The 17,667-nt window shown below is 72.3% G+C and carries 22 protein-coding genes and 1 pseudogene; 8 read left to right on the top strand and 15 right to left on the bottom strand.

The genetic code is table 11. The features are described from left to right. Window positions 1-125: 125 nt before the first annotated feature. From IE267_RS13060 to IE267_RS13050, 3 genes are all read right to left on the bottom strand, one after another. Window positions 126-281: a DUF6131 family protein gene (locus tag IE267_RS13060; protein ID WP_167162163.1), complete on the bottom strand. Its 156-nt coding sequence runs from the start codon at window positions 279-281 to the stop codon at window positions 126-128. A 116-nt stretch (window positions 282-397) separates the two neighbouring features. Further along, window positions 398-784, bottom strand: a complete 387-nt coding sequence (locus IE267_RS13055; RefSeq protein WP_229861085.1) for a hypothetical protein — start codon at window positions 782-784, stop codon at window positions 398-400. 238 nt (window positions 785-1,022) lie between these two features. Beyond that, window positions 1,023-1,988 (bottom strand): LLM class F420-dependent oxidoreductase, encoded by a 966-nt coding sequence (locus IE267_RS13050; RefSeq protein ID WP_167162159.1) that lies wholly within the window; start codon window positions 1,986-1,988, stop codon window positions 1,023-1,025. A gap of 212 nt (window positions 1,989-2,200) precedes the next feature. On the opposite strand from IE267_RS13050, the gene IE267_RS13045 reads away from it, so the two are divergent. Beyond that, window positions 2,201-2,422: a hypothetical protein gene (locus IE267_RS13045; RefSeq protein ID WP_189763293.1), complete on the top strand. Its 222-nt coding sequence runs from the start codon at window positions 2,201-2,203 to the stop codon at window positions 2,420-2,422. 139 nt (window positions 2,423-2,561) lie between these two features. Next, the gene (locus IE267_RS13040; RefSeq protein WP_167162155.1) at window positions 2,562-3,236 is read left to right on the top strand and encodes an HAD family hydrolase; all 675 of its coding nucleotides are present in this window, start codon (window positions 2,562-2,564) and stop codon (window positions 3,234-3,236) included. Window positions 3,237-3,344: 108 nt separating this feature from the next. Here the strand turns inward: IE267_RS13040 and IE267_RS13035 are convergent, their stop codons facing one another. Beyond that, window positions 3,345-4,298: an LLM class F420-dependent oxidoreductase gene (locus IE267_RS13035; RefSeq protein ID WP_189763292.1), complete on the bottom strand. Its 954-nt coding sequence runs from the start codon at window positions 4,296-4,298 to the stop codon at window positions 3,345-3,347. A gap of 408 nt (window positions 4,299-4,706) precedes the next feature. On the opposite strand from IE267_RS13035, the gene IE267_RS13030 reads away from it, so the two are divergent. After that, window positions 4,707-5,240: a type 1 glutamine amidotransferase domain-containing protein gene (locus IE267_RS13030; protein WP_167162151.1), complete on the top strand. Its 534-nt coding sequence runs from the start codon at window positions 4,707-4,709 to the stop codon at window positions 5,238-5,240. A gap of 181 nt (window positions 5,241-5,421) precedes the next feature. Here the strand turns inward: IE267_RS13030 and IE267_RS13025 are convergent, their stop codons facing one another. Continuing rightward, window positions 5,422-6,516: a carboxylate-amine ligase gene (locus IE267_RS13025; RefSeq protein ID WP_189763291.1), complete on the bottom strand. Its 1,095-nt coding sequence runs from the start codon at window positions 6,514-6,516 to the stop codon at window positions 5,422-5,424. 103 nt (window positions 6,517-6,619) lie between these two features. Next, window positions 6,620-7,165 (bottom strand): ATP-binding protein, encoded by a 546-nt coding sequence (locus IE267_RS13020; protein ID WP_229861083.1) that lies wholly within the window; start codon window positions 7,163-7,165, stop codon window positions 6,620-6,622. 369 nt (window positions 7,166-7,534) lie between these two features. Here IE267_RS13020 and IE267_RS13015 point away from each other — a divergent pair, with 369 nt between their 5' ends. Together IE267_RS13015 and IE267_RS13010 are read left to right on the top strand one after the other, a co-directional pair. Beyond that, a complete protein-coding gene (locus tag IE267_RS13015; protein WP_189763290.1) occupies window positions 7,535-8,257 on the top strand; it encodes a VOC family protein in 723 nt (240 codons plus the stop codon). 133 nt (window positions 8,258-8,390) lie between these two features. Beyond that, entirely contained in the window at window positions 8,391-9,263 is an 873-nt protein-coding gene (locus IE267_RS13010) for a class II glutamine amidotransferase (protein ID WP_189763289.1), read from the top strand. Between the two features lie 7 nt (window positions 9,264-9,270). Here IE267_RS13010 and IE267_RS13005 read toward each other — a convergent pair whose 3' ends face one another. Next, the gene (locus IE267_RS13005; protein ID WP_167162143.1) at window positions 9,271-9,597 is read right to left on the bottom strand and encodes a plasmid stabilization protein; all 327 of its coding nucleotides are present in this window, start codon (window positions 9,595-9,597) and stop codon (window positions 9,271-9,273) included. A 164-nt stretch (window positions 9,598-9,761) separates the two neighbouring features. Beyond that, window positions 9,762-9,992 (bottom strand): DUF6479 family protein, encoded by a 231-nt coding sequence (locus tag IE267_RS13000; RefSeq protein ID WP_161257384.1) that lies wholly within the window; start codon window positions 9,990-9,992, stop codon window positions 9,762-9,764. Window positions 9,993-10,175: 183 nt separating this feature from the next. On the opposite strand from IE267_RS13000, the gene IE267_RS12995 reads away from it, so the two are divergent. Then, the gene (locus IE267_RS12995) at window positions 10,176-10,358 is read left to right on the top strand and encodes a DUF6381 family protein (protein WP_161257387.1); all 183 of its coding nucleotides are present in this window, start codon (window positions 10,176-10,178) and stop codon (window positions 10,356-10,358) included. Between the two features lie 74 nt (window positions 10,359-10,432). Here IE267_RS12995 and IE267_RS12990 read toward each other — a convergent pair whose 3' ends face one another. The 5 genes and pseudogenes from IE267_RS12990 to IE267_RS12970 all read right to left on the bottom strand — a co-directional run bounded on the left by IE267_RS12990 (window position 10,433) and on the right by IE267_RS12970 (window position 14,013). Next, entirely contained in the window at window positions 10,433-12,181 is a 1,749-nt protein-coding gene (locus IE267_RS12990; protein WP_189763288.1) for a complex I subunit 5 family protein, read from the bottom strand. Next, window positions 12,178-12,524: pseudogene (locus IE267_RS12985) on the bottom strand (NADH-quinone oxidoreductase subunit K). Before IE267_RS12985 ends, IE267_RS12990 begins: the two are co-directional and overlap by 4 nt. 22 nt (window positions 12,525-12,546) lie before the next feature. Beyond that, window positions 12,547-13,302: an MnhB domain-containing protein gene (locus IE267_RS12980; RefSeq protein WP_189763287.1), complete on the bottom strand. Its 756-nt coding sequence runs from the start codon at window positions 13,300-13,302 to the stop codon at window positions 12,547-12,549. Then, window positions 13,299-13,559 carry a Na(+)/H(+) antiporter subunit B gene (locus tag IE267_RS12975; protein ID WP_189763286.1) on the bottom strand — a complete coding sequence of 87 codons (261 nt, stop codon included), beginning with the start codon at window positions 13,557-13,559 and terminating at the stop codon, window positions 13,299-13,301. Before IE267_RS12975 ends, IE267_RS12980 begins: the two co-directional genes overlap by 4 nt. After that, window positions 13,552-14,013 (bottom strand): MrpF/PhaF family protein, encoded by a 462-nt coding sequence (locus IE267_RS12970; RefSeq protein WP_189763285.1) that lies wholly within the window; start codon window positions 14,011-14,013, stop codon window positions 13,552-13,554. Before IE267_RS12970 ends, IE267_RS12975 begins: the two co-directional genes overlap by 8 nt. A gap of 275 nt (window positions 14,014-14,288) precedes the next feature. On the opposite strand from IE267_RS12970, the gene IE267_RS12965 reads away from it, so the two are divergent. Further along, a complete protein-coding gene (locus IE267_RS12965; RefSeq protein ID WP_189763284.1) occupies window positions 14,289-15,416 on the top strand; it encodes an AI-2E family transporter in 1,128 nt (375 codons plus the stop codon). A 28-nt stretch (window positions 15,417-15,444) separates the two neighbouring features. On the opposite strand, the gene IE267_RS12960 is transcribed toward IE267_RS12965, so the two are convergent. Next, on the bottom strand, window positions 15,445-15,822 hold the full coding sequence (locus tag IE267_RS12960) for a hypothetical protein (protein ID WP_229861079.1): 378 nt from the start codon (window positions 15,820-15,822) through the stop codon (window positions 15,445-15,447). Window positions 15,823-16,112: 290 nt separating this feature from the next. Between IE267_RS12960 and IE267_RS12955 the strand changes: the two genes are divergently transcribed. Further along, window positions 16,113-17,213: a M20 family metallopeptidase gene (locus IE267_RS12955; protein ID WP_189763283.1), complete on the top strand. Its 1,101-nt coding sequence runs from the start codon at window positions 16,113-16,115 to the stop codon at window positions 17,211-17,213. Window positions 17,214-17,233: 20 nt separating this feature from the next. Here the strand turns inward: IE267_RS12955 and IE267_RS12950 are convergent, their stop codons facing one another. Beyond that, complete coding sequence (locus tag IE267_RS12950; RefSeq protein ID WP_167162125.1) at window positions 17,234-17,611, bottom strand: STAS domain-containing protein; 378 nt, start codon at window positions 17,609-17,611, stop codon at window positions 17,234-17,236. Window positions 17,612-17,667 lie beyond the last annotated feature (56 nt).

Raw genomic sequence — 17,667 nt, 5'->3', positions numbered from 1 at the left:
CGTCCTCGGCTTTCCCGAGGCGTACTTCCCGGGCCGCGCCCGTCACGGGCACGGCCCGGGAAGTGCTCGTACGACAGACCGGGCCGGGCGCGGCACTCCGTGGAGCGCGCCCGCCCGGCCGCCGTCTACCAGTAGTGTCGCCGCCCGCCGACCGCGTGGCCGACGGATCCGAGGAGCCACAGGATGGCTCCGATGACCAGCAGAATGATGCCGATGGTCCACAGGATGGAGATGCCGGCCACGAAGCCGACGACGAGCAGGATGATTCCGAGGACGATCATGATGTCCTCCGATCTGGCAGAAGGGTTCCAGCTCCTACTGACCAGAGTAGTTCCGTGCCGGTCACAAGGGACCGGTTGCGCACGGCCAATCTCCTCCGGGCCGTCCGACGGGCCCGCTAGCCGTTCGACAGGCGGAGCTGGAGATCGACCTCCTGGTCGCCCGCCGCGCTGCCCGCCGTCTCCACCGAGAAGGCCGCGGCCAGGGTGTGACGGAGCCGGTCCACCGCCACCGGGCCGCCCTGGAGGTCGGCGGTGACCGGGCCGGCGAGGATCACCCCGGTGACGTCGGACGGCGCGTGATCGGCACGGAAGCTGCCGGTCCAGGTGGCGGGCCTGGGCCCCTCGCGACGGCCGGGCACGTCATTGTCGCGATCCGAGTCGAAGTGGGTGGCGAGCACGTCGAAGACCGCGTCCGCGTCGGCGGCCGAACACTCGCCGAGCATGACGTGCACCAGGTCGGGGGAGTCGGCCGCGGGGGAGGTCGAGGAAGCTGAGTCGTTCACGCTGTTCTCCGTGGTTGTCGTTCGGTGGGTGAGTGCCGCGGCGATGGCCCGGCGCGTGGCGGGCGTCCTCGGGCCGGTCGTGCCCGCGGGGTCAGGTCCGGCAGAGGCAGAAGGGGTGGCCCGCCGAGTCGGTGTAGAACGCGGCTGGCGCCTCGGGGCCGGAGCAGTCCAGGGCCATGAGGCAGTGGGGCCGTGCCGGTCTCCTCGACACGGCCGTCGGTCCGGGGTTCGCGGCGGTTCACAGTTCGCGCAGAGCCGGCAGCAGCTCCCTCTCGGCCCAGTCGATGAAGGGGAGTTGGTGCCCGCCGCCGACCTGGACGAGCGCGATCTCCGTGAACCCGGCTTCGGCATAGGGGCGTACGGCCTCGACGAAGTGGTCGACGTCGTCGCCGCACGGAATGCCCTCCGCCACGTCCTGCGGGGTGACGAAGCTGGTGGCGCCCTCGAAGCCGGAGGGGCCCGGCAGTTCCGAGTTGACCGGCCAGCCCGCGAACGCCCAGCGGAACTGGTCGTGCGCCCGGGCGATCGCCGCGTCCCGGTCGGGGTCGTAGCAGACGGGCAACTGCCCTACGCGGGGCTTGCCCTGGCCGCCGTGCCGGTCGAAGGCGTCGATCAGTTCCTTCTTGGGCTCGGTGGCGATGACGAGGTCCGCGAGCCGCCCGGCCAGGGAGCAGGACCGCTCGCCCGAGACGGCGATGCCGATCGGGGGCAGCTCGTCCGGCAGGTCCCACAGGCGGGCGTCGGCGACGTCGAAGTAGGCGCCCTGGTGGTTGACCGTCTCGCCCGAGAACAGCGCGCGGATGATCTCGACGGCCTCCTCCAGCATGTCGAGGCGTACCTTGGCGGTGGGCCAACCGCCGCCTGTCACATGCTCGTTGAGGTTCTCGCCGGAGCCGAGGCCGAGCCGGAAGCGCCCCTGGGACAGCGACTGCATCGTCGCCGCCTTCTGTGCCACGACGGCCGGGTGGTACCGGACGGTCGGACACGTCACATAGGTCATCAGCGGAATCCGGCTGGTGGCCTGAGCCGCCGCGCCCAGCACGCTCCACGCGTAGGGGGCGTGGCCCTGGGACTCCAGCCACGGGAAGTAGTGGTCGGACGTGACGGAGAAGTCGAAGCCGGCCCGCTCGGCCGCGACGACGCCCTCCACGAGGGAGCGGGGGTTCGCCTGCTCGGTCATCATCGTGTAGCCGATTTGCACCATATGTCACCCTTTGCCGAACCGCTCCAACCGAAACCTCCGCCTTCACCCGGCCGTCGGCATCCCGGGTACCCGATGCGGTGGCGCCCACGCGGTCGCCGCCGTCGGAGGGGGCGACCGGGCGGCGGGCGGGACTCCCGCGGCGCGGCAGGTTTCGGCTGCGCCGGCGCGGCAACCCGACCCCGCAGGCACGGTCATCCCCGCAAGGAGTCGTCGTGGTCCTCGTAGCCGTTCTGCTGCCCAACCTGATGCTGGTCGCCGTACTCGCCCTCGGGCGGTACGAGGAGCTCGTCCTCGGCGGGAACGAACCGGCCGCCGAGCCACCCGGGCGGCACCTGGTCGCGGTGCCCGACCTGCCGCCCGCCGAAACCGCGCCGCACGGGGAGGCGGAGGTCCCGTACGACCGGGCGACCGCACGCCGTCGACTCGCGGCGTGATCAGCCGCCCGCGCCACGAGGTGTTGTGGGCCACGAACGGCGGCATGATCGACAGTGGGGCGGAGCCCCCGGTGGCGGGTTCCGCGGCGGCGGAACGAAGCGGCAACTTCGGCAATGGCGGAACGAAAGGCGTGAACGCATGACACGTGCGGCCCTGTTCGACGTCGACGGCACCCTCGTCGACACCAACCATCTGCACGTCGTCACCTGGTGGGAGGCCTTCCGCCAGTCGGGGCACGACGTGACGATGCACGACATCCACCGGGCCATCGGGCTCGGCTCGGACGACCTCGTCGAGCACCTGCTCGGCGAGGACCGCGACCGGGACGAGGACGAGAAACTCGCCGCCGCGCACACCGCCCTGTACGGCGCCTACTTCGAGCGTCTGCCCCCGCTCGACGGCGCCCGCGATCTGCTGCGCGAGCTGGCATCGAGGGGCTGGCGCATCGTGCTCGCCACCTCTGCGGGCGGCCCGGAGCTGAAGGCGCTGCGCCGGGCCATCGACGCGGACGACGTCATCGAGGGCGTGGCCAGCGCCGACGACGTCAGCGAGGGGAAACCCGCCCCCGACCCGGTGCACCGGGCCCTCGAACTGGCCGGGGCCGAACCCTCGGACGCGGTGTTCGTGGGGGACACGGTGTGGGACATGAAGGCGGCCCGCTCGGCGGACGTACGCGCCGTCGCCCTGCTCACCGGCGGCATCGCCCGCGCGGACCTCGAAGACGCCGGGGCCCAGGCCGTGTACGGCGACCCCGCCGAACTGCTCTCACACCTGGACACCAGCGTCTTCGCACAGCTGGAGCGCACGGACTGACGCGACAGCGCTTGGCAGGACGGCACGCGACGTTCCGGAGATGCCGGGTGGTTCAAGTCCCGCCCGGCATCGGGCGGTTGAGGGTGACGCCCCCTGTCGCGCGGCTCGTCAGCCGAGTTGGGGCAGCACCTTGGTGCGGTAGAAGTCGAAGAAGCCCTGCTGGTCCTTGCCGATCTGGTTGATGTAAACCGTGTCGAAGCCCGCGTCCACGTACTCCTTGACCGCTGCCACATGGGCGTCCGGATCCGGCCCGCACGTGACGTTCTCGCGGACCCGGTCGGGCGTGACCAGTTCCGAGGCCTGCTCGAAGTGGCGCGGGGTGGGCAGGATCTGCGGAAGTTCACCGGGCAGTTGCTCATTGGCCCACAGCCGGTGTGCGGTGGCGACCGCCTCTTCCTCGTCCACGTTCCAGCAGACCTTCAGCCCGGCGTACACCGGCTTGGTGCCACCGCCGCTGCGCCGGAAGCGCTCGATCGACGAGGAGTCGGGAGCCATCGTGATGAAGCCGTCGCCGATCCTGCCCGCCACCTCCGCGGCTTGCGGGCCGAAGGCGGAGACGTCGATGGGCACGGGCTCGTCGGGGACCGTGTAGAGGCGGGCGTTCTCCACCGTGTAGTGCTTGCCGTGATGGCTGATCTGCTCCCCGGTGAAGAGCTGGCGCATCACCCGGACGGCCTCCTCCAGCATCTCCAGGCGGACCGGGGCCTCGGGCCACGGATCGCCCAGGATGTGCTCGTTGAGTGCCTCGCCGCTGCCGATGCCCAGGCGGAACCGCCCGCCGAGCTGTACGGCGCTGGTGGCCGCGGCCTGGGCGATCACGGCGGGATGGGTGCGCAGGATGGGACACGTCACCGCGGTCTCCACCGGCAGCGAGACCGCCTGGGACAGCGCGCCGATCACCGACCAGACGAACGGGGACTGCCCCTGGTCGCCGTTCCACGGGTGGTAGTGGTCGGAGATCCACAGCGCCGTGAATCCGGCCTGCTCCGCCATCCTCGCCTGCTCCACCAACTCGGCGGGGCCGTGCTCCTCGCTGGACAGGAAGTAGCCGTATTCCGTCATCGGAGACTCCTCGGGAGGGGTGGGCGCGATCCCTGACCGGGTGGCCGCGGAACGGGCCGGGAAACATCGCGGGCCCCACGGATTCCGCGCCGCGCACCGGCACTCACACCCGTCACTCCGAGCACGGCCCGGAGGCCCGCGGGTGCGGGGCGGGGCGGCGGTCCACTGGCGGGGGCGGCCCGGCTCGGGTAGCGGTAGAGGGGTGTGGGTGCGCTGGTCAGGGGTACGGGCGAAGCGACCGGTACTGGGCCGGGCGCCCACGCCGTCCCCTCTGCGGGCACCGTCCCGCCGCGACGGCCCATCGGCGCTGTCCACACCGCCGATGCGGGCCCCGGCCCTTTCCAGTACCGCACGAAGTCATGAACCCACATCGCGATCCGCGCGGTGCACCGAGAAGGGAGCGGCAACATGAAGGTGGCATTCCTCGTGGCGACGGAAGGCATCGAGCAGGTCGAGCTGACCGAACCCTGGAAGGCCGTGGCCGACGCCGGCCACACTCCGGAACTGGTCTCCACCGAATCCGGTCGCGTACAGGCCTACAACCACCTGGACAAGGGCGACACCTTCCCGGTGGACCGGACCGTCGGTGACACCGGACCCGGCGACTACGACGCGCTGGTCCTCCCCGGCGGCGTCGCGAACCCGGACGCGCTGCGCGTCGACGAGGACGCGGTCGCGTTCGCCAAGGGCTTCTTCGAGCAGGGCAAGCCCGTCGCGGCCATCTGCCACGCACCCTGGACGCTGGTGGAGGCCGATGTGCTGCGCGGCCGCACCCTGACGTCCTGGCCGAGCCTGCGCACCGACATCACCAACGCGGGCGGCACCTGGGTCGACGAGCAGGTGAAGGTGTGCACCGGCGGCCCCAACACCCTGATCACCAGCCGCAAGCCCGACGACCTGAAGGCGTTCTGCGAGGCCTTCCTCGACGTGCTCGGGAACTGACCCGGCCAAGAAGGCGCCCCGGCGGACCGGGGTGCCTTCCGCGGGGCGGTTCGATGTTTCCCCGCCGCCACCCGTGGTAGTCGGAAGTGCGTTCCTTGCGTACGAAGGAATGAAGGCGCCGGACGGGTTGGGACCATCAGCCGCCGGCGCCGCCCTTGTCCGGACCCGCCCGAGCCCTCGCTCACGGGGCGGTGGCCTCGGACGTGATGAGGTCGATCACGGACGGGAAGCCGCCATCGGCCAGCGCCTCGCGCTGACGGTCGGCGCCGTTGCCCTGGCGCAGCAGGCGGTGGATGAGCGAACCGACCTCGCGCTCGTCGCCGGATTCCGCCAGGTCCTGTGCGACGTGCTGGGTGAGCTGGCACAGCGTGTCACCGGCGGGGCGCGGCCGGCCCGCCGAGTCGATCAGGGTGCCGCCCAGACCGTGCCGGGCGGCATGCCAGACCGCGGCCTGCAGCAGCTCCGGCGCGCACTGCGGCTCGGGCTCGCCCGCCTTGTGCGCGCGCAGGGCGGTGGCGGCGAGGGCGCGTACGACGCCCGCGAGCATCACCGCGTCGTCCGCCCTCAACTGCACGTCAAGACACCGCAGTTCGAGGGTCGGGTAGCGCTCGGAGAGCCGCGCCTGCCAGTACAGCTGGCCGGTGTCCAGGATGACTTTGGACTCGACCAGGGCCCGGGTGCGCCGCTCGTAGTCTTCCAGGTCGTCGAACCGGGGCGGGGGGCCGCAGACCGGCCAGCGGCTGAAGACCGGGGTACGCCAGCTCGCGAAGCCGGTGTCCCGGCCCTGCCAGAACGGGGAGTTGGCCGACATGGCGAGCAGTGTCGGCAGCCACACCCGGATCCGGTTCAGGACGGACACGGCGACCTCCCGGTCCGGCATCCCGACGTGTACGTGCATCCCGTTGATGAACTGTTCCTCCACCAACTGCGCGGCGCGGGCCCGCAGATCCTGGTAGCGCGGCTCGTGGGTCACCTCGGTGGGGGCGGAACCGGTCAGCGGGGCGGCCGCGGTCGTCGCGAGCCGGCAGCCGTGCTGCTCCGCCGCGGCTCCGACCGCGTGCCGCAGACGCAACAGGTGACCGCCCACCTCGTCGAGGGTCGAGCAGACCGGCGTCGCGACCTCGACCTGGGCCAGGAGCAGCTCGGGCTGTACCTCGCGCTCCTGCACCATGGGTTCGAGACCGGCGGCCGTACGCACCTCGTCGGACAGCGGTACGGGGAGACCCGAGTCCGGGTCCACCAGCAGATACTCTTCTTCGACCCCAAGGGTGATCACAGGATGTGCGTACCCGCTGCGGGCCATCCGTACGCGATGTCCGGGGCGCACCCGGGCCGTCGCACCGGGCCCCGAGGGGCCGGGCGCCGGGGGGCCCGGTGCATCAGACGTCGCTGAGGCACCGCACGTCGGCGAGCTCGGCCCGCTCGGCCCGGGGGTGCGGCCGGGTGTCGAACCGCGGCAGGCCGGGAACGCTCGCCGCGGCGGTGAGCACGGGGCGCGGGGGCAGCGGACGCAGGGGGCGCAGCTCCTGCGGCTGGGCGGTGAGCGTGAACCACACGACCTTGCCACCGGGTGTGTTCTGGGTGCCCCAGCTGTCGCTGAGGTGGGCGATCAGGGCGAGTCCGCGGCCGCGCTCGGCGAACGGCCGGGGGCCCTGCAGCCGGGGCAGCCGGGGGTCGCCGTCGGCCACGGACGCGGTGAGCTGTCCCCGGGCCCAGCGCAGTTCCAGGACGCAGTCGTGGTCGCCCTGGGTGTGGCGGTGGACATTGGTGAGCAACTCGGTCACGCCGAGGCTGACGGGCTGGATGATGCTCTCCAGCCGCCAGTGCCGAAGATGTGCGGCGACGATGCGGCGGACCTGGGGTATGCGGGCCGGCGTCGCGTCGAGGCCGAGGGTGTACTGGCGGGGACTGTCGATGGTGAACACTGCGACTCCCTTGTCGGCGGGAGCGGCTCGCCGGCCACTCCCACGTCCGCAGCCACGCGAGGGCTACTAAAAGTAGCCGGTCGGGTACAGCGCGGATTCATCCAGCATGACCCGTACGGCCGCATCCGCAACACGAGGCCCCGGAGCCCCGGGGGAGTGGCCCGAAACGCCGGTGGTGGCGGGGTCGGCGGGCAGCGGGAGCTCCGGCGCGCGATAGTGGAGGTGTCTGTGACCGGTGCGCCGGCCCGGTGACCGGCCTGCCGGAACTTCTGGGAAGCGAGGGCTTCAGTGACGCCCCCATCAACTGACTCCACCGCCCGACTCGGCTCCGGGGCACCGGTGTTCGGCGCCCCGTGCTGGGTGAGCCTGATGGCCCGTGACCTGGACGCCGCGCTCGACTTCTACGGCGAGGTGATGGGCTGGTCCTTCGGGCCCGTCAAGCTCGGCGACGAATTCCGGGTCGCGCTGGCGGACGGAAGGCCGGTCGCCGGCATCTCGGCGCTGGCTTCGGCGTTCCAGGTCGCCGTCGCCTGGACCCCCTACTTCGCGGTCGAGGACGCCGATGTCACCGCGTCCCGCATCCGCGAGCGGGGTGCCACGGTCGCGGTCGGCCCGGTCGCGGTGTATACGGGCCGGGGCGCCCTGGCCGCCGACCGGGACGGGGCCGTCTTCGGGATCTGGCAGGGGCCGCTCGTCTCGAACTGGGAGAGCTGGCGCGACACGGCTCCCGCCTGGACCCGGCTGCACACCCGGGACGCGTTCGACGCGGCGATCTTCTACGGCGAGGTCCTCGACTGGGTCTCCGGGCGGCCCGGCTGCTGCGACGTGCAGTACGAGCACGACGAGGTCGTCCTGCGGCACGGGGGCCAGATCGTCGCCAGGCTGACGTCGGGCGCCGTGGAAGCCGCCCCCGACCCCAACCTGCGGCCGCACTGGCACACCCACTTCGCCGTCGACGATCCGCACGCCCACGCGGAAAGGGCGCGCGCGCAGGGCGGAACCGTCCTGGCCGAAGGCATCTCGTCCACGGGGCCCTGGGCCCGCATCAGTGACCCCGACGGCGCGGCCTTCACCCTCAACGGCAAGGGCTAGGAATCCCTGAGGGGCAAGGGAGGCGGGGAGGGCCCGGACGAAGGGCGGCCCCGCGCGTTGCGCTCCCCCCGTCGGCGCGGCACGATGCCGGAGCGGGGGCCGGACCCGGTAGCGATCGTGGAGGTGGCCTTCGATGTGCCGACTGTTCGGACTGAGCAGCGCGCCGCGCCGCAGCCACGCCACCTTCTGGCTGCTGGACGCCCCCGACAGCCTCGCGAAGCAGAGCCACCGCGATCCGGACGGTACGGGTCTGGGCTACTTCGACCCCGATGGCACGCCCCAGGTGCGCAAGGCGCCGGACGCCGCCTACCGGGACCGTGAGTTCGCCCGGGAGGCCCGCGAGGTCTCGTCGGGCACCTTCGTCGCGCACATCCGCCTCGCCTCGACCGGCGGGCTCACCGCGCCCAACACCCACCCCTTCGAGCAGGCGGGACGACTGTTCGCGCACAACGGGGTCGTCGAGGAACTGGCAGCGCTGGAAGCCCACTTGGGGCCGGACCTGTCGCTGGTGCGGGGGGAGACGGACTCCGAGCGCGTCTTCGCGCTGATCACACGGGAGACCCGGGACGCGGGCGGGGACCTCGGGGCCGGCATTGAGCGCGCCACCCGCTGGATCGCGTCCCGACTACCGCTGTACGCGCTCAACTTCGTCCTGACCACCCCGGACGAGCTGTGGGCCCTGCGCTACCCCGACACGCACGAGCTGTACGTACTGGAACGCGAGGCGGGCGGCCCGCACGGAACGCGGCACCTCGACCACAGTGGCACGGGCGGCCGGATGCGGATCCACTCCGGAGACCTCGCCGACATCCCGGCGACGGTCGTCGCCAGCGAGCGCATGGACGAGCACCCCGACTGGCGGCTGATGGAACCCGGCGAACTGCTCCACGTCACCCCCACCGGCCGCGCCGACCGGCGCCTGCTCCTGCCCGACCCGCCGGCCCGTCCGCTCCGGCTCGCCGACCTGACCGGCCGGGCCGCCCGCTCGCAGACGGCGGGAGGCTGAGCCGGGGTCAGCGGCCGAGGGCCTTGCGCAGCTGCTGCTTGTTCATCGACGAGCGGCCCTCGATGTTGCGCTTCTTGGCCTCTTCGTAGAGCTGGTCCTTCGTCGGGCCCCGAGCGCCGCTGTGCGAGTGCTCGCCGCCGCGCTGGTACGCCGACTTCCTGTCCCGCGTCGACGTCCTGCTCGCCGTCTTCGACTCGCCCGAACGTGCCCGCTCCTTGTTCACGGTCCGCGCGGCGATCTCCTTCGCGCGCTCGGCGGAGGCCCCACGCTCCTCGGCGCTCTCCTTGATGTGCTCGTACTGGCGTTCCCGCTTGGGACTTGAACCTGCCGGCATGACGTGTCTCCTCGCCTTGTGACCCCGGCCTGCCCGGGGTCTCCACGAACCTGGCGCGGTGGTGCGGGGCGCCGCACGGGAGCGGGCCTCGGCCCGTGTGTCAGTTCACTGCGGCCCGTCACGGAAGGCGACATCAGGGCGTCCGGGCGGGTGAGCCACGACGGCTAGGCGCGGTGCTCCGGGTCCGTGGGCTCCTGGCCCTGCGAGGCCTCGGGCGGCTGCCAGGAATCCGAGCCCGGCTGCGGCTCCTGGGGAGGCATCGGCTTGTTCTGCGTGCGTCGGCTCCCGAACCAGAAAGCCGCGATCAGCACGGCGACGATGATGACGCCCACGCCGGTGAACAGCCAGGTCGTGGAGGACGCGGCGAGTGTCTGCGAAGCAGCGAAACTGGTCATGGAAAGCGCCTACCCCCTCGGTGCCCGGCCTGACACCGAGATCTCCACGACTTCCGGCTTCCGGCCCCGCACATCGAGCACATCGAGGGATCGCTTACTGTGCGTGACGGTTCGGGATGCGGCGGCGTCGGGGCGCTGTTTCCCTGGGGGTATCCGTAAACCCCCTGATGTCCAGGAGTGATCATGAGCGTCGCAGACGAGTTCCGTGCCCGTGCCCAGCAGATGCGCGAGAAGGCGGATCAGCTGGAGCAGGCCGCAGAGCGTGCCTCGGACCCGGCGGAGCGCCGGCGCCTGCAGGACAAGGCCCGCCGCCTCCAGGAGCAGAGCAGGTCGCAGGGGGACAGCACGGGCATCGACCCCATGTGAACTTCGATGCCCGGCAGTACCGCGGCGGCTCCTCGTACCCGACGGGAGCCGCCGCGACGCGTGCGCCCGCGAGGTCAGCCGAACAGGACGCCCGGCAGGGCGAGACCGCCGAGCAGGGCCGTGCCCACCAGGAGCCAGGCGACGTAGTCGCCGATGTGCCCCGAGTGCAGTCGGCGCAGCGGCTGCATCCATGCGTGCGGCTCGCGTCCCGGCGGACTCTGGATCGCCGCCCCGGCGAGTCCCGCGCCGAGGGCCGCCGAGGCCACGCCCAGAAGCAGACCGGTGAGCGTCCAGTGCGGGGCGTGCTGCGGCTCGGCGCCGAAAACCCGGCCCACCGCCCGCGCCAGGCCCGGCACCAGGCCCGTGGTGAGCGATCCGGCCAGCAGGAAGGCCGGCACCGCGATCATCGTGACCGGTACCCGGCCGAGCGGGCCCGCGGTCTCGGGCTCCTCGCCCCCGCCGTCCGTCTCCTGCCCCGGGCCGTCGGCGGGGCGTGGTCCGAGCCCGAAGAACACCCGGGCGGCGACCCGTAGCACCGCGCCCGCGGTGACCGCGGAGACGGCCACGAACAGGACGCTGAAGCCGGTTCCGCCCGCCTCCTCGGTGACCGACTTGCCGAGCCCCGTGCCGAAGGGCGGCAGCCCCGCCAGGGCCGGGGCGCCCGTCACGAACAGGATGCCCACGACCCGCAACTCCTTTGCCCGCCCGTGCAGTTCGTGCTCGTCCACGCTGGCGTACCGGTCGAGCAGGATGCCGGTGCAGGCGAACAGGGCGGCCTTCGCACCCGCGTGGCCGAGGACGTAGAGCGCCACGCCACCGGTCGACCCGGGCTCCATCAGGCCGAGTCCGGCCAGGAAGAGACCGGTGTGCGCGACCGTCGAGTACGCCAGGAGGCGTTTGATGTGGCGCTGCTGCCAGCACATCAGCGCGCCGACCAGGGCGCCCAGGGTGCCGAGCACGACGAAGGCCCGTCCGGCGTCGGGGGCGGGCACCCCGCCCGGCCCGGCGAACACCGTGGCGTACACCCGCCAAGCCCCGTACAGGCCGAGCTCGACCATGACTCCGGAGAGCAGCATGCACACCGGGGTCGGGGCCACCGCGTGGGCGTCCGGCAGCCAGAAGTGGAAGGGCAGGGCCGCCGCCTTGACCAGGAGGCCGGTCAGTACGAGGGCGAAGGCGGCGAGCACCAGGGCGTCGGGCCCGCCGTGGGCGTCGAGCTGCTGCCCGATCCGGCGCATGTTGAGCTCGCCGGTGCGCGCGTAGAGCAGCACGATTCCGGTCAACGTGGCGTACGCGCCGAGGGAGTTGAGCACTCCGAAGGTGAGAGCGCCCTGGACCGCTTTCTTCTCCTCCACGCGGTAGCCGGTCAGGGCGTAAGCCACCACGCTCATCAACTCGAAGAACACGAAGGCGTTGAAGAGGTCGCCGGTGAGAGCGAAACCGCACATGCCCGCCTGGAAGAGCAGCACGAGCGCGGGGAAGGACCCCGCGTGCCGGTGCGGCGGTTCGTCGAAGTAGCGCCAGGAATAGACCAGGACGGCGACGACCAGGACGGAGACCAGTGCGGCCAGGCCCGTGCCGGGGCCGTCCCCGACCAGTTCGATGCCCACGCCCTCGCCGCCCACGGGGTGCCAGCCGCCGACCCCTGCGACGGCGTCCGGCGAGGAGTCCAGCAGCAGTGCGATCGTGAGCCCGGCCGTGGCCGCCGCCACCGCGCAGCCCACCGATTCCGCCACGATGCGGGGCAGTCGCCGCCCGGCCGCCACGAGGGCGGCGGCGCCCAGCAGGGGCAGGGCCACGGCCAGGGGGAGCAGTTGGTTCATCCGCGCAGCTCGGAGAGTTCGTCGGGGTTGACCGTGCCGTGCCGCTTGGCGACCTGTATCACCAGGGCGAGCAGCAGCGCGGTGACGTGGTGCCCACCACGACGTCGGTGAGCGCCAGGGCCTGGACGACCGGGTCCACCAGCGGCCGCGCACCCGGCCGCACATCGGAGAAGACCGGAGCGGTGCCGCCGTCCCGGTACCCCACCGCGAGCAGCAGCACATAGGTGGAGGACTGACACACCGTCAAACAGCCGACCGCGTGCACCAGATGACGGCTCGTCGCCAGGCCGTAGCAGCCGATCAGGAAGATGTATCCGGCGACCAGATACGGAACTGCGTTCATCACGGCCGGCCCACGCCCCCGCTCACGATCGTTTCCCTTTCTCGCGTGCCGGCCCCTGCTCGATCTCGACGGCCTGGTCGAGGAAGCGGGCGAGCAGCACGACCACCGCGCAGGTGACCTCCATGCCGACCGCCGCGTTGAGCAGCGGCACCGTCCCGCCCGAGGCGAGCGTGTTGAAGGTGCCGAGCGGCAGGAGGTTGGCGAGGAACGCGGAGCCGCCGAGCAGCCCGGCGATCCCGAGCACGGCATAGGCCGCCTCGCCCACCGCGTCCCCGACCTCGTACAGGCCGACCGGCCTGATGTGCTCCAGGGCGCGGTAGTCCGCACCGATGTACAGCAGGTGCGGGGCGGTCGCCACGACCACCCCGCCCTGGAACCCGCCGCCGGGGCTGAGCTGGCCGTGCGCGATCACGTACAGGCCGCAGAGCAGGGCGAGCGGCAGCATGATCCGCGCGTAGCGGCGTAGCGCGGGAAGGATCCTGGCCGGGGCGGGCGGCACCGCGCGCTCGTCGCGGGTCTGGCGCAGCAGGACGACGGTGCCGAGCACCGCGCCGAACAGGATGCTCTCCTCGCCCAGGGTGTCGAAGGCCCGCAGATCGAAGTTGACCGACGAGATGACGTGGGCGGTGTGCCGTGAGAGAGAGGCCGCCACCGCCCGCTCGCCGTAGGGGTGTTGACCGCCGCCGAAGCGCGGCAGCCGCACAGCGGCGGCGACGAGCAGGACGGCCACCCCGAGCCCGCCCGTGGCGAGGACCCACATGCGCAGCCGCCGGCTCATCGCTCACCGTCCTCGGGCTGCCCCCGGCGCCGTACTTTGCGCACGGACAGCAGGATCAACAGCGGCGTCAGGGCCGAGCCCACCGCGAGCTGGGAGAGGCCCACGTCGGGGGCCTGGAGGACGGTGAAGAGCACCGCGAGGGCAAGGCCGAGCACCGCGAGCACCAAGGCCTGGCGGGACGGGTCGCGCACCACGACGGCGGCGGTCGCCGAGGCGGCGACGAGCAGCAGCGAGAGCAGGGTGAGGGCATCAGTCACGGCTCGCCGCCGCTCCCTTGGGGAAGCCGCCCGACAGAGCCCGGGAGGCGATCACGTTGCCGGCGACGAGCAGGGCGCCGATCAGGACGAGCTTCACCGTCGCACGCCCCGCTCCGGTGGCCAGGCACATCGCCACCACGACCACCACGGCGGCCGAAGCGGCCACCACCGTCAGCGCATGGGCGTGCGGCGGGTCATCATCGAGGTCCTCGGCGAGCAGCCGTGCGTAGACCAGCGTGCCGGCCGGACCGAGCACGGCGAGCACCAGGGCGAGATCCACGTAGGACGGGCGGGCGTACCCCTGCGAGAGCAGCAGCAGCACCAGGCACACCACGGACGTACCGAAGTTCTGGGCGACCACCCGTCGTTCGAGCGGGCCGGTGGCCACGCCCCACACCACGGGCCCGAACCCCACGGCCAGGAGCACCGTCGCCGCCACGAGCCAGCCGTTCACCGGCCGCTCATCGCCCGGCGCCCGGCCCGTCCTGTGCCCGTCATCCGGATGGCCGCCCGGGGAACCGGCATACAAGGCCGACGGGGGGATACCTGGCTAGGGTCGGAGCTGGAAGAGACCGGCTCCGGCGCCCGTCGTCGTACGACCGCGCGGGGCGGTCGCCACCCGGGGTGGTGGCGCACCGGGACCCCGTCCCGGTCTCGAAGAGAGGTACTGGCAGATGGACCCGTCGTACGCCTGCGCCTCACCCGCGCCGGTCCGGACCGGAGGCCGTGATGACAGCGCCGCCGCCTGAGCGCGACGGTGAGCACGAGCCCGCCGAAGCGCCCTCCTTGGCACCTGCGGCAACCGGCGGACGATCCCGCGGAACCAGAGTCGTCTTCGGCAGGTCATGGCTCTCCAGCGGCTTCGGCCTCGGCCTCGGGGCGACCCTCGCGTGGCTGACCGTGCAGACCGTCCTGGAGGTCGGCAGCCTCCTCACGCTGCTGCTCCTCGCCGTGTTCATCGCGCTCGCGCTCGAACCCGTCGTGGCCTGGCTCACCCGGCACCGCCTGCCCCGGGGCTGGGCCGTTCTCGTGGTCCTCGTCGTGCTGCTCGCGCTCTTCGCCGGGTTCCTCGCGCTGGTCGTGCCCCCGGTCACGGACGAGGTCGACGCGCTCGTCAAGGCGGTGCCCGACTGGCTGAAGCAGCTGCAGAACCACGACTCGGCGCTCGGCAGGTTCGAGGACCGCTACCACGTCCTGCAGAAGGCCAAGGACCAGTTCTCCAACGGGGGCGCGGCGGGCCTCGCGGGGGGTCTGCTCGGCGCCGGCCGGGTGGTGGTCGGAGCGGTGACCTCGGCCGCCGTCGTCATCGTCGTGACGATCTACGTGATGGCGTTCCTGCCGTCCCTGAAGCGCTTCTTCCTGCGCTTCGTCGCGGCCCGCAAACGCCCGCACGCCCGGGACGTCACCGACGAGATCCTGATCCGCGTGGGCCGCTACATGCTCGGCAACGTACTCACCTCGGTGATCGCGGGGCTCGCCACCTTCATCTGGTGCGTGGTCACCGGTGTCCCCTATCCCGCGGCTCTCGGCGTGTTCATCGCGCTGATGGACCTGATCCCCATCGTGGGCACCACCATCGGCGGCCTCGTCGTGAGCCTGGTGGCGCTGTCGGTGTCCTTCCCGGTGGCCCTGGCGACGGCGGGTTTCTACGTCGCGTTCCGGATCGCCGAGGACTACCTGATCGTGCCGCGCGTGATGAAGTTCGCCGTGGACGTCCACCCCCTGGTGACGGTGGTGGGCGTGTTGTTCGGCGGCGCGCTGCTCGGCATCGTGGGGGCCCTGGTCGCCATCCCGGTCGCCGTCGCGATCGGTCTGATCCTGGACGAGCACGTCTTCTCACGGACCGACGCGTCCTGAGCGACGACGCTGACGCGCCGAGCAGGCCTCAGACCCTGGTCTCGCTGTAGCCGCACACCCACGTCAGGGCGTCGTGCACCCCGCGCGTGAAATCCCTGGCGCCCGCCTGGGTGGTGGGGTCCTCCAACTGCACGACCGCCGCGTCCACCTCGGCGGTGAGCAGCCGCAGGTCCGGCGGCGGCCGGCGGGCGGACGTCCCCGTGACCGGCGCCCGGTCCGCGCGGCCCATGGCCCAGCGGTAGGCCGCGGCCACGCCCAGGGCGAACTGGGCCGGCGCGTCGGACCGGTTGGTCAGGTACTTGAGCGCCAGGTCGACATCGCTGGGGGACCGGACGCCGATCAGCGTGGTCCCGCCGTCCGGCCCGACCTGCTCGTCGGGTGTGGTTCCGTCCTCGGGTGCGGTCACTTCACTCACCTTCGCTTACCGGTCGTCGCCGTTGTGGGGGTTCAGTGGGCGGGTACCCCATGAGCGGCGCCATCGGCATGCCGAGCACGGCTTTCCGGCCGTCGGCGACTCCGCCCGACCACCATGCTCCTCGCAGCGAGCGCCGCCGGGGCGGGCCGCTCGGCCAGATGGGTCACTGCCGGTGCCCGGTGCCACGCGTGGGGCACGTGCTCACGCCGGGCCCTGCCCAGAGGGTTGCGGAAGGACACCTGCGAAGCAGGCGGCGCGGGGGCACCTACTAACCTGACCGCATGACGATGCACAAGGCCGTCCCGGTGGGCGTGGACGCGATGATCGAGGACCTCAGGACACTCGTCGAGGTCGAGTCGCCGTCGCGCGACCGCGAGGCCCTCGCGGCATCGGCCGAGACCGTCGCCGCCGTCATCGAGAACCGGCTCGGCGGGCGTGCCGTCCTCGTCGAGAGCGCGGCCGGGCCGCACGTCCAGTGGTCGGGGGGCGGCGATCCGAAGGTGCTGATCCTCGGCCACCACGACACCGTGTTCCCGCTGGGCACCCTGGCCCAACGGCCGTTCAAGGTCGAGAACGGGCGGGCCACCGGCCCCGGGGTCTTCGACATGCTGGGCGGTCTGGTGCAGGCCGTGCACGGCCTCGCGGCCCTTGAGGACCGGTCCGGCGTGGAGATCCTGGTGACCGCGGACGAGGAGGTGGGCTCCCACTCCTCGCGGGCCCTGATCGAGGAACGGGCCCTGGCCTGCGGCGCGGTGCTCGTGTTCGAGGGTGCGGCCGACGGGGGCGGCCTGAAGACCGCACGCAAGGGCTGCGGCACGTTCCAGGTCTCCATCAACGGCCGCGCCTCGCACGCCGGGCTCGAACCCGCGGCCGGGGTCAACGCCCTGGTCGAAGCGGCCCACCAGGTCCTGGACATCGCGGCGCTCGGCCGCCCGGAGATCGGCACCACGGTCACCCCGACCGTCGCGGCGGCCGGCACCCTCGACAACGTCGTGCCCGCCCGTGCGACCGTCGTCGTGGACGTACGCGTCGAGTCGGCCGAGGAGAAGACCCGCATCGAGGCCGCCTTCGCGGCGCTGTCCCCGCATCTCGACGGAGCCGGGATCACGGTCGAGGGGGCGGTGGGCCGCCCGCCGATGCCCGAGGAGGCGTCGGTCGAACTCTTCGCGCTGGCAAGGGAGTTGGCGCCCGGGATCGAGGGTGTGGCGGTCGGCGGCGGCAGCGACGGCAACTTCACGGCGGCGCTCGGCGTGGCGACGCTCGACGGACTCGGCGCGGTCGGGGGCGGTGCCCACGCCGACCACGAGTATCTGATGGTCGACAGCATGACCGGGCGCGCGAACCTGGTCACCGGTCTGGTGGCGGCCCTGCAGAACCGCTAGCGGATCGGGCGGCGCCCGGTTCAGGGGGTCCGGTGCGGCTGCTCGACGCCTTCCGTCGACGCCCGGGGGAGCGCGTCGATGATGGTGAAGGAGCCGTCCAGGCGGACGATCCGCAAGATGTGGGACACCCGGGGCGTCCCGCGGATCAGCCGCAGGGCACCGCCCCGGTACGCCACGTGCTCGCGTATCGCCAGCAGCAGCCGGATGCCCCCGGCGTCCAGGAAGGTGACCGCGCGCAGATCCACCACCACGTCGGTGGCGGCCGCGCGGACCAACGCATGGACGCGGGGCCCGAGTTCGCGATGGGCCAGCATGTCCAGCTCGCCGTGCAGCTCGATGATGATGGTCGTGCCAACGGTGCGGGTCCGCAGCCAGAAGGCCAGTTCGTCAGCGCTCACGTCGCGCCTGCCCGTCTCTTGTTTCCTGGAGCCTGGATGCCGCCCCCGACATCCGG

The sequence above is a fragment of the Streptomyces xanthochromogenes genome (genome assembly GCF_014650455.1).
Taxonomy (GTDB): Bacteria; Actinomycetota; Actinomycetes; order Streptomycetales; family Streptomycetaceae; genus Streptomyces; species Streptomyces xanthochromogenes.
This window is presented reverse-complemented; position numbering and strand designations above follow the sequence as displayed.

Excerpts from the sequence above, each read along its gene's own strand:
- IE267_RS13000 (WP_161257384.1), bottom strand. The coding sequence starts at position 9,992 with ATGACCAGTTTCGCTGCTTCGCAGACACTCGCCGCGTCCTCCACGACC.
- IE267_RS13015 (WP_189763290.1), top strand. The coding sequence starts at position 7,535 with ATGGCCCGTGACCTGGACGCCGCGCTCGACTTCTACGGCGAGGTGATG.
- IE267_RS13050 (WP_167162159.1), bottom strand. The coding sequence starts at position 1,988 with ATGGTGCAAATCGGCTACACGATGATGACCGAGCAGGCGAACCCCCGC.
- IE267_RS12980 (WP_189763287.1), bottom strand. The coding sequence starts at position 13,302 with ATGAGCCGGCGGCTGCGCATGTGGGTCCTCGCCACGGGCGGGCTCGGG.
- IE267_RS13035 (WP_189763292.1), bottom strand. The coding sequence starts at position 4,298 with ATGACGGAATACGGCTACTTCCTGTCCAGCGAGGAGCACGGCCCCGCC.
- IE267_RS12965 (WP_189763284.1), top strand. The coding sequence starts at position 14,289 with ATGACAGCGCCGCCGCCTGAGCGCGACGGTGAGCACGAGCCCGCCGAA.
- IE267_RS13040 (WP_167162155.1), top strand. The coding sequence starts at position 2,562 with ATGACACGTGCGGCCCTGTTCGACGTCGACGGCACCCTCGTCGACACC.
- IE267_RS13060 (WP_167162163.1), bottom strand. The coding sequence starts at position 281 with ATGATCGTCCTCGGAATCATCCTGCTCGTCGTCGGCTTCGTGGCCGGC.
- IE267_RS13030 (WP_167162151.1), top strand. The coding sequence starts at position 4,707 with ATGAAGGTGGCATTCCTCGTGGCGACGGAAGGCATCGAGCAGGTCGAG.
- IE267_RS13005 (WP_167162143.1), bottom strand. The coding sequence starts at position 9,597 with ATGCCGGCAGGTTCAAGTCCCAAGCGGGAACGCCAGTACGAGCACATC.
- IE267_RS12955 (WP_189763283.1), top strand. The coding sequence starts at position 16,113 with ATGACGATGCACAAGGCCGTCCCGGTGGGCGTGGACGCGATGATCGAG.
- IE267_RS12990 (WP_189763288.1), bottom strand. The coding sequence starts at position 12,181 with ATGAACCAACTGCTCCCCCTGGCCGTGGCCCTGCCCCTGCTGGGCGCC.
- IE267_RS12995 (WP_161257387.1), top strand. The coding sequence starts at position 10,176 with ATGAGCGTCGCAGACGAGTTCCGTGCCCGTGCCCAGCAGATGCGCGAG.
- IE267_RS13010 (WP_189763289.1), top strand. The coding sequence starts at position 8,391 with ATGTGCCGACTGTTCGGACTGAGCAGCGCGCCGCGCCGCAGCCACGCC.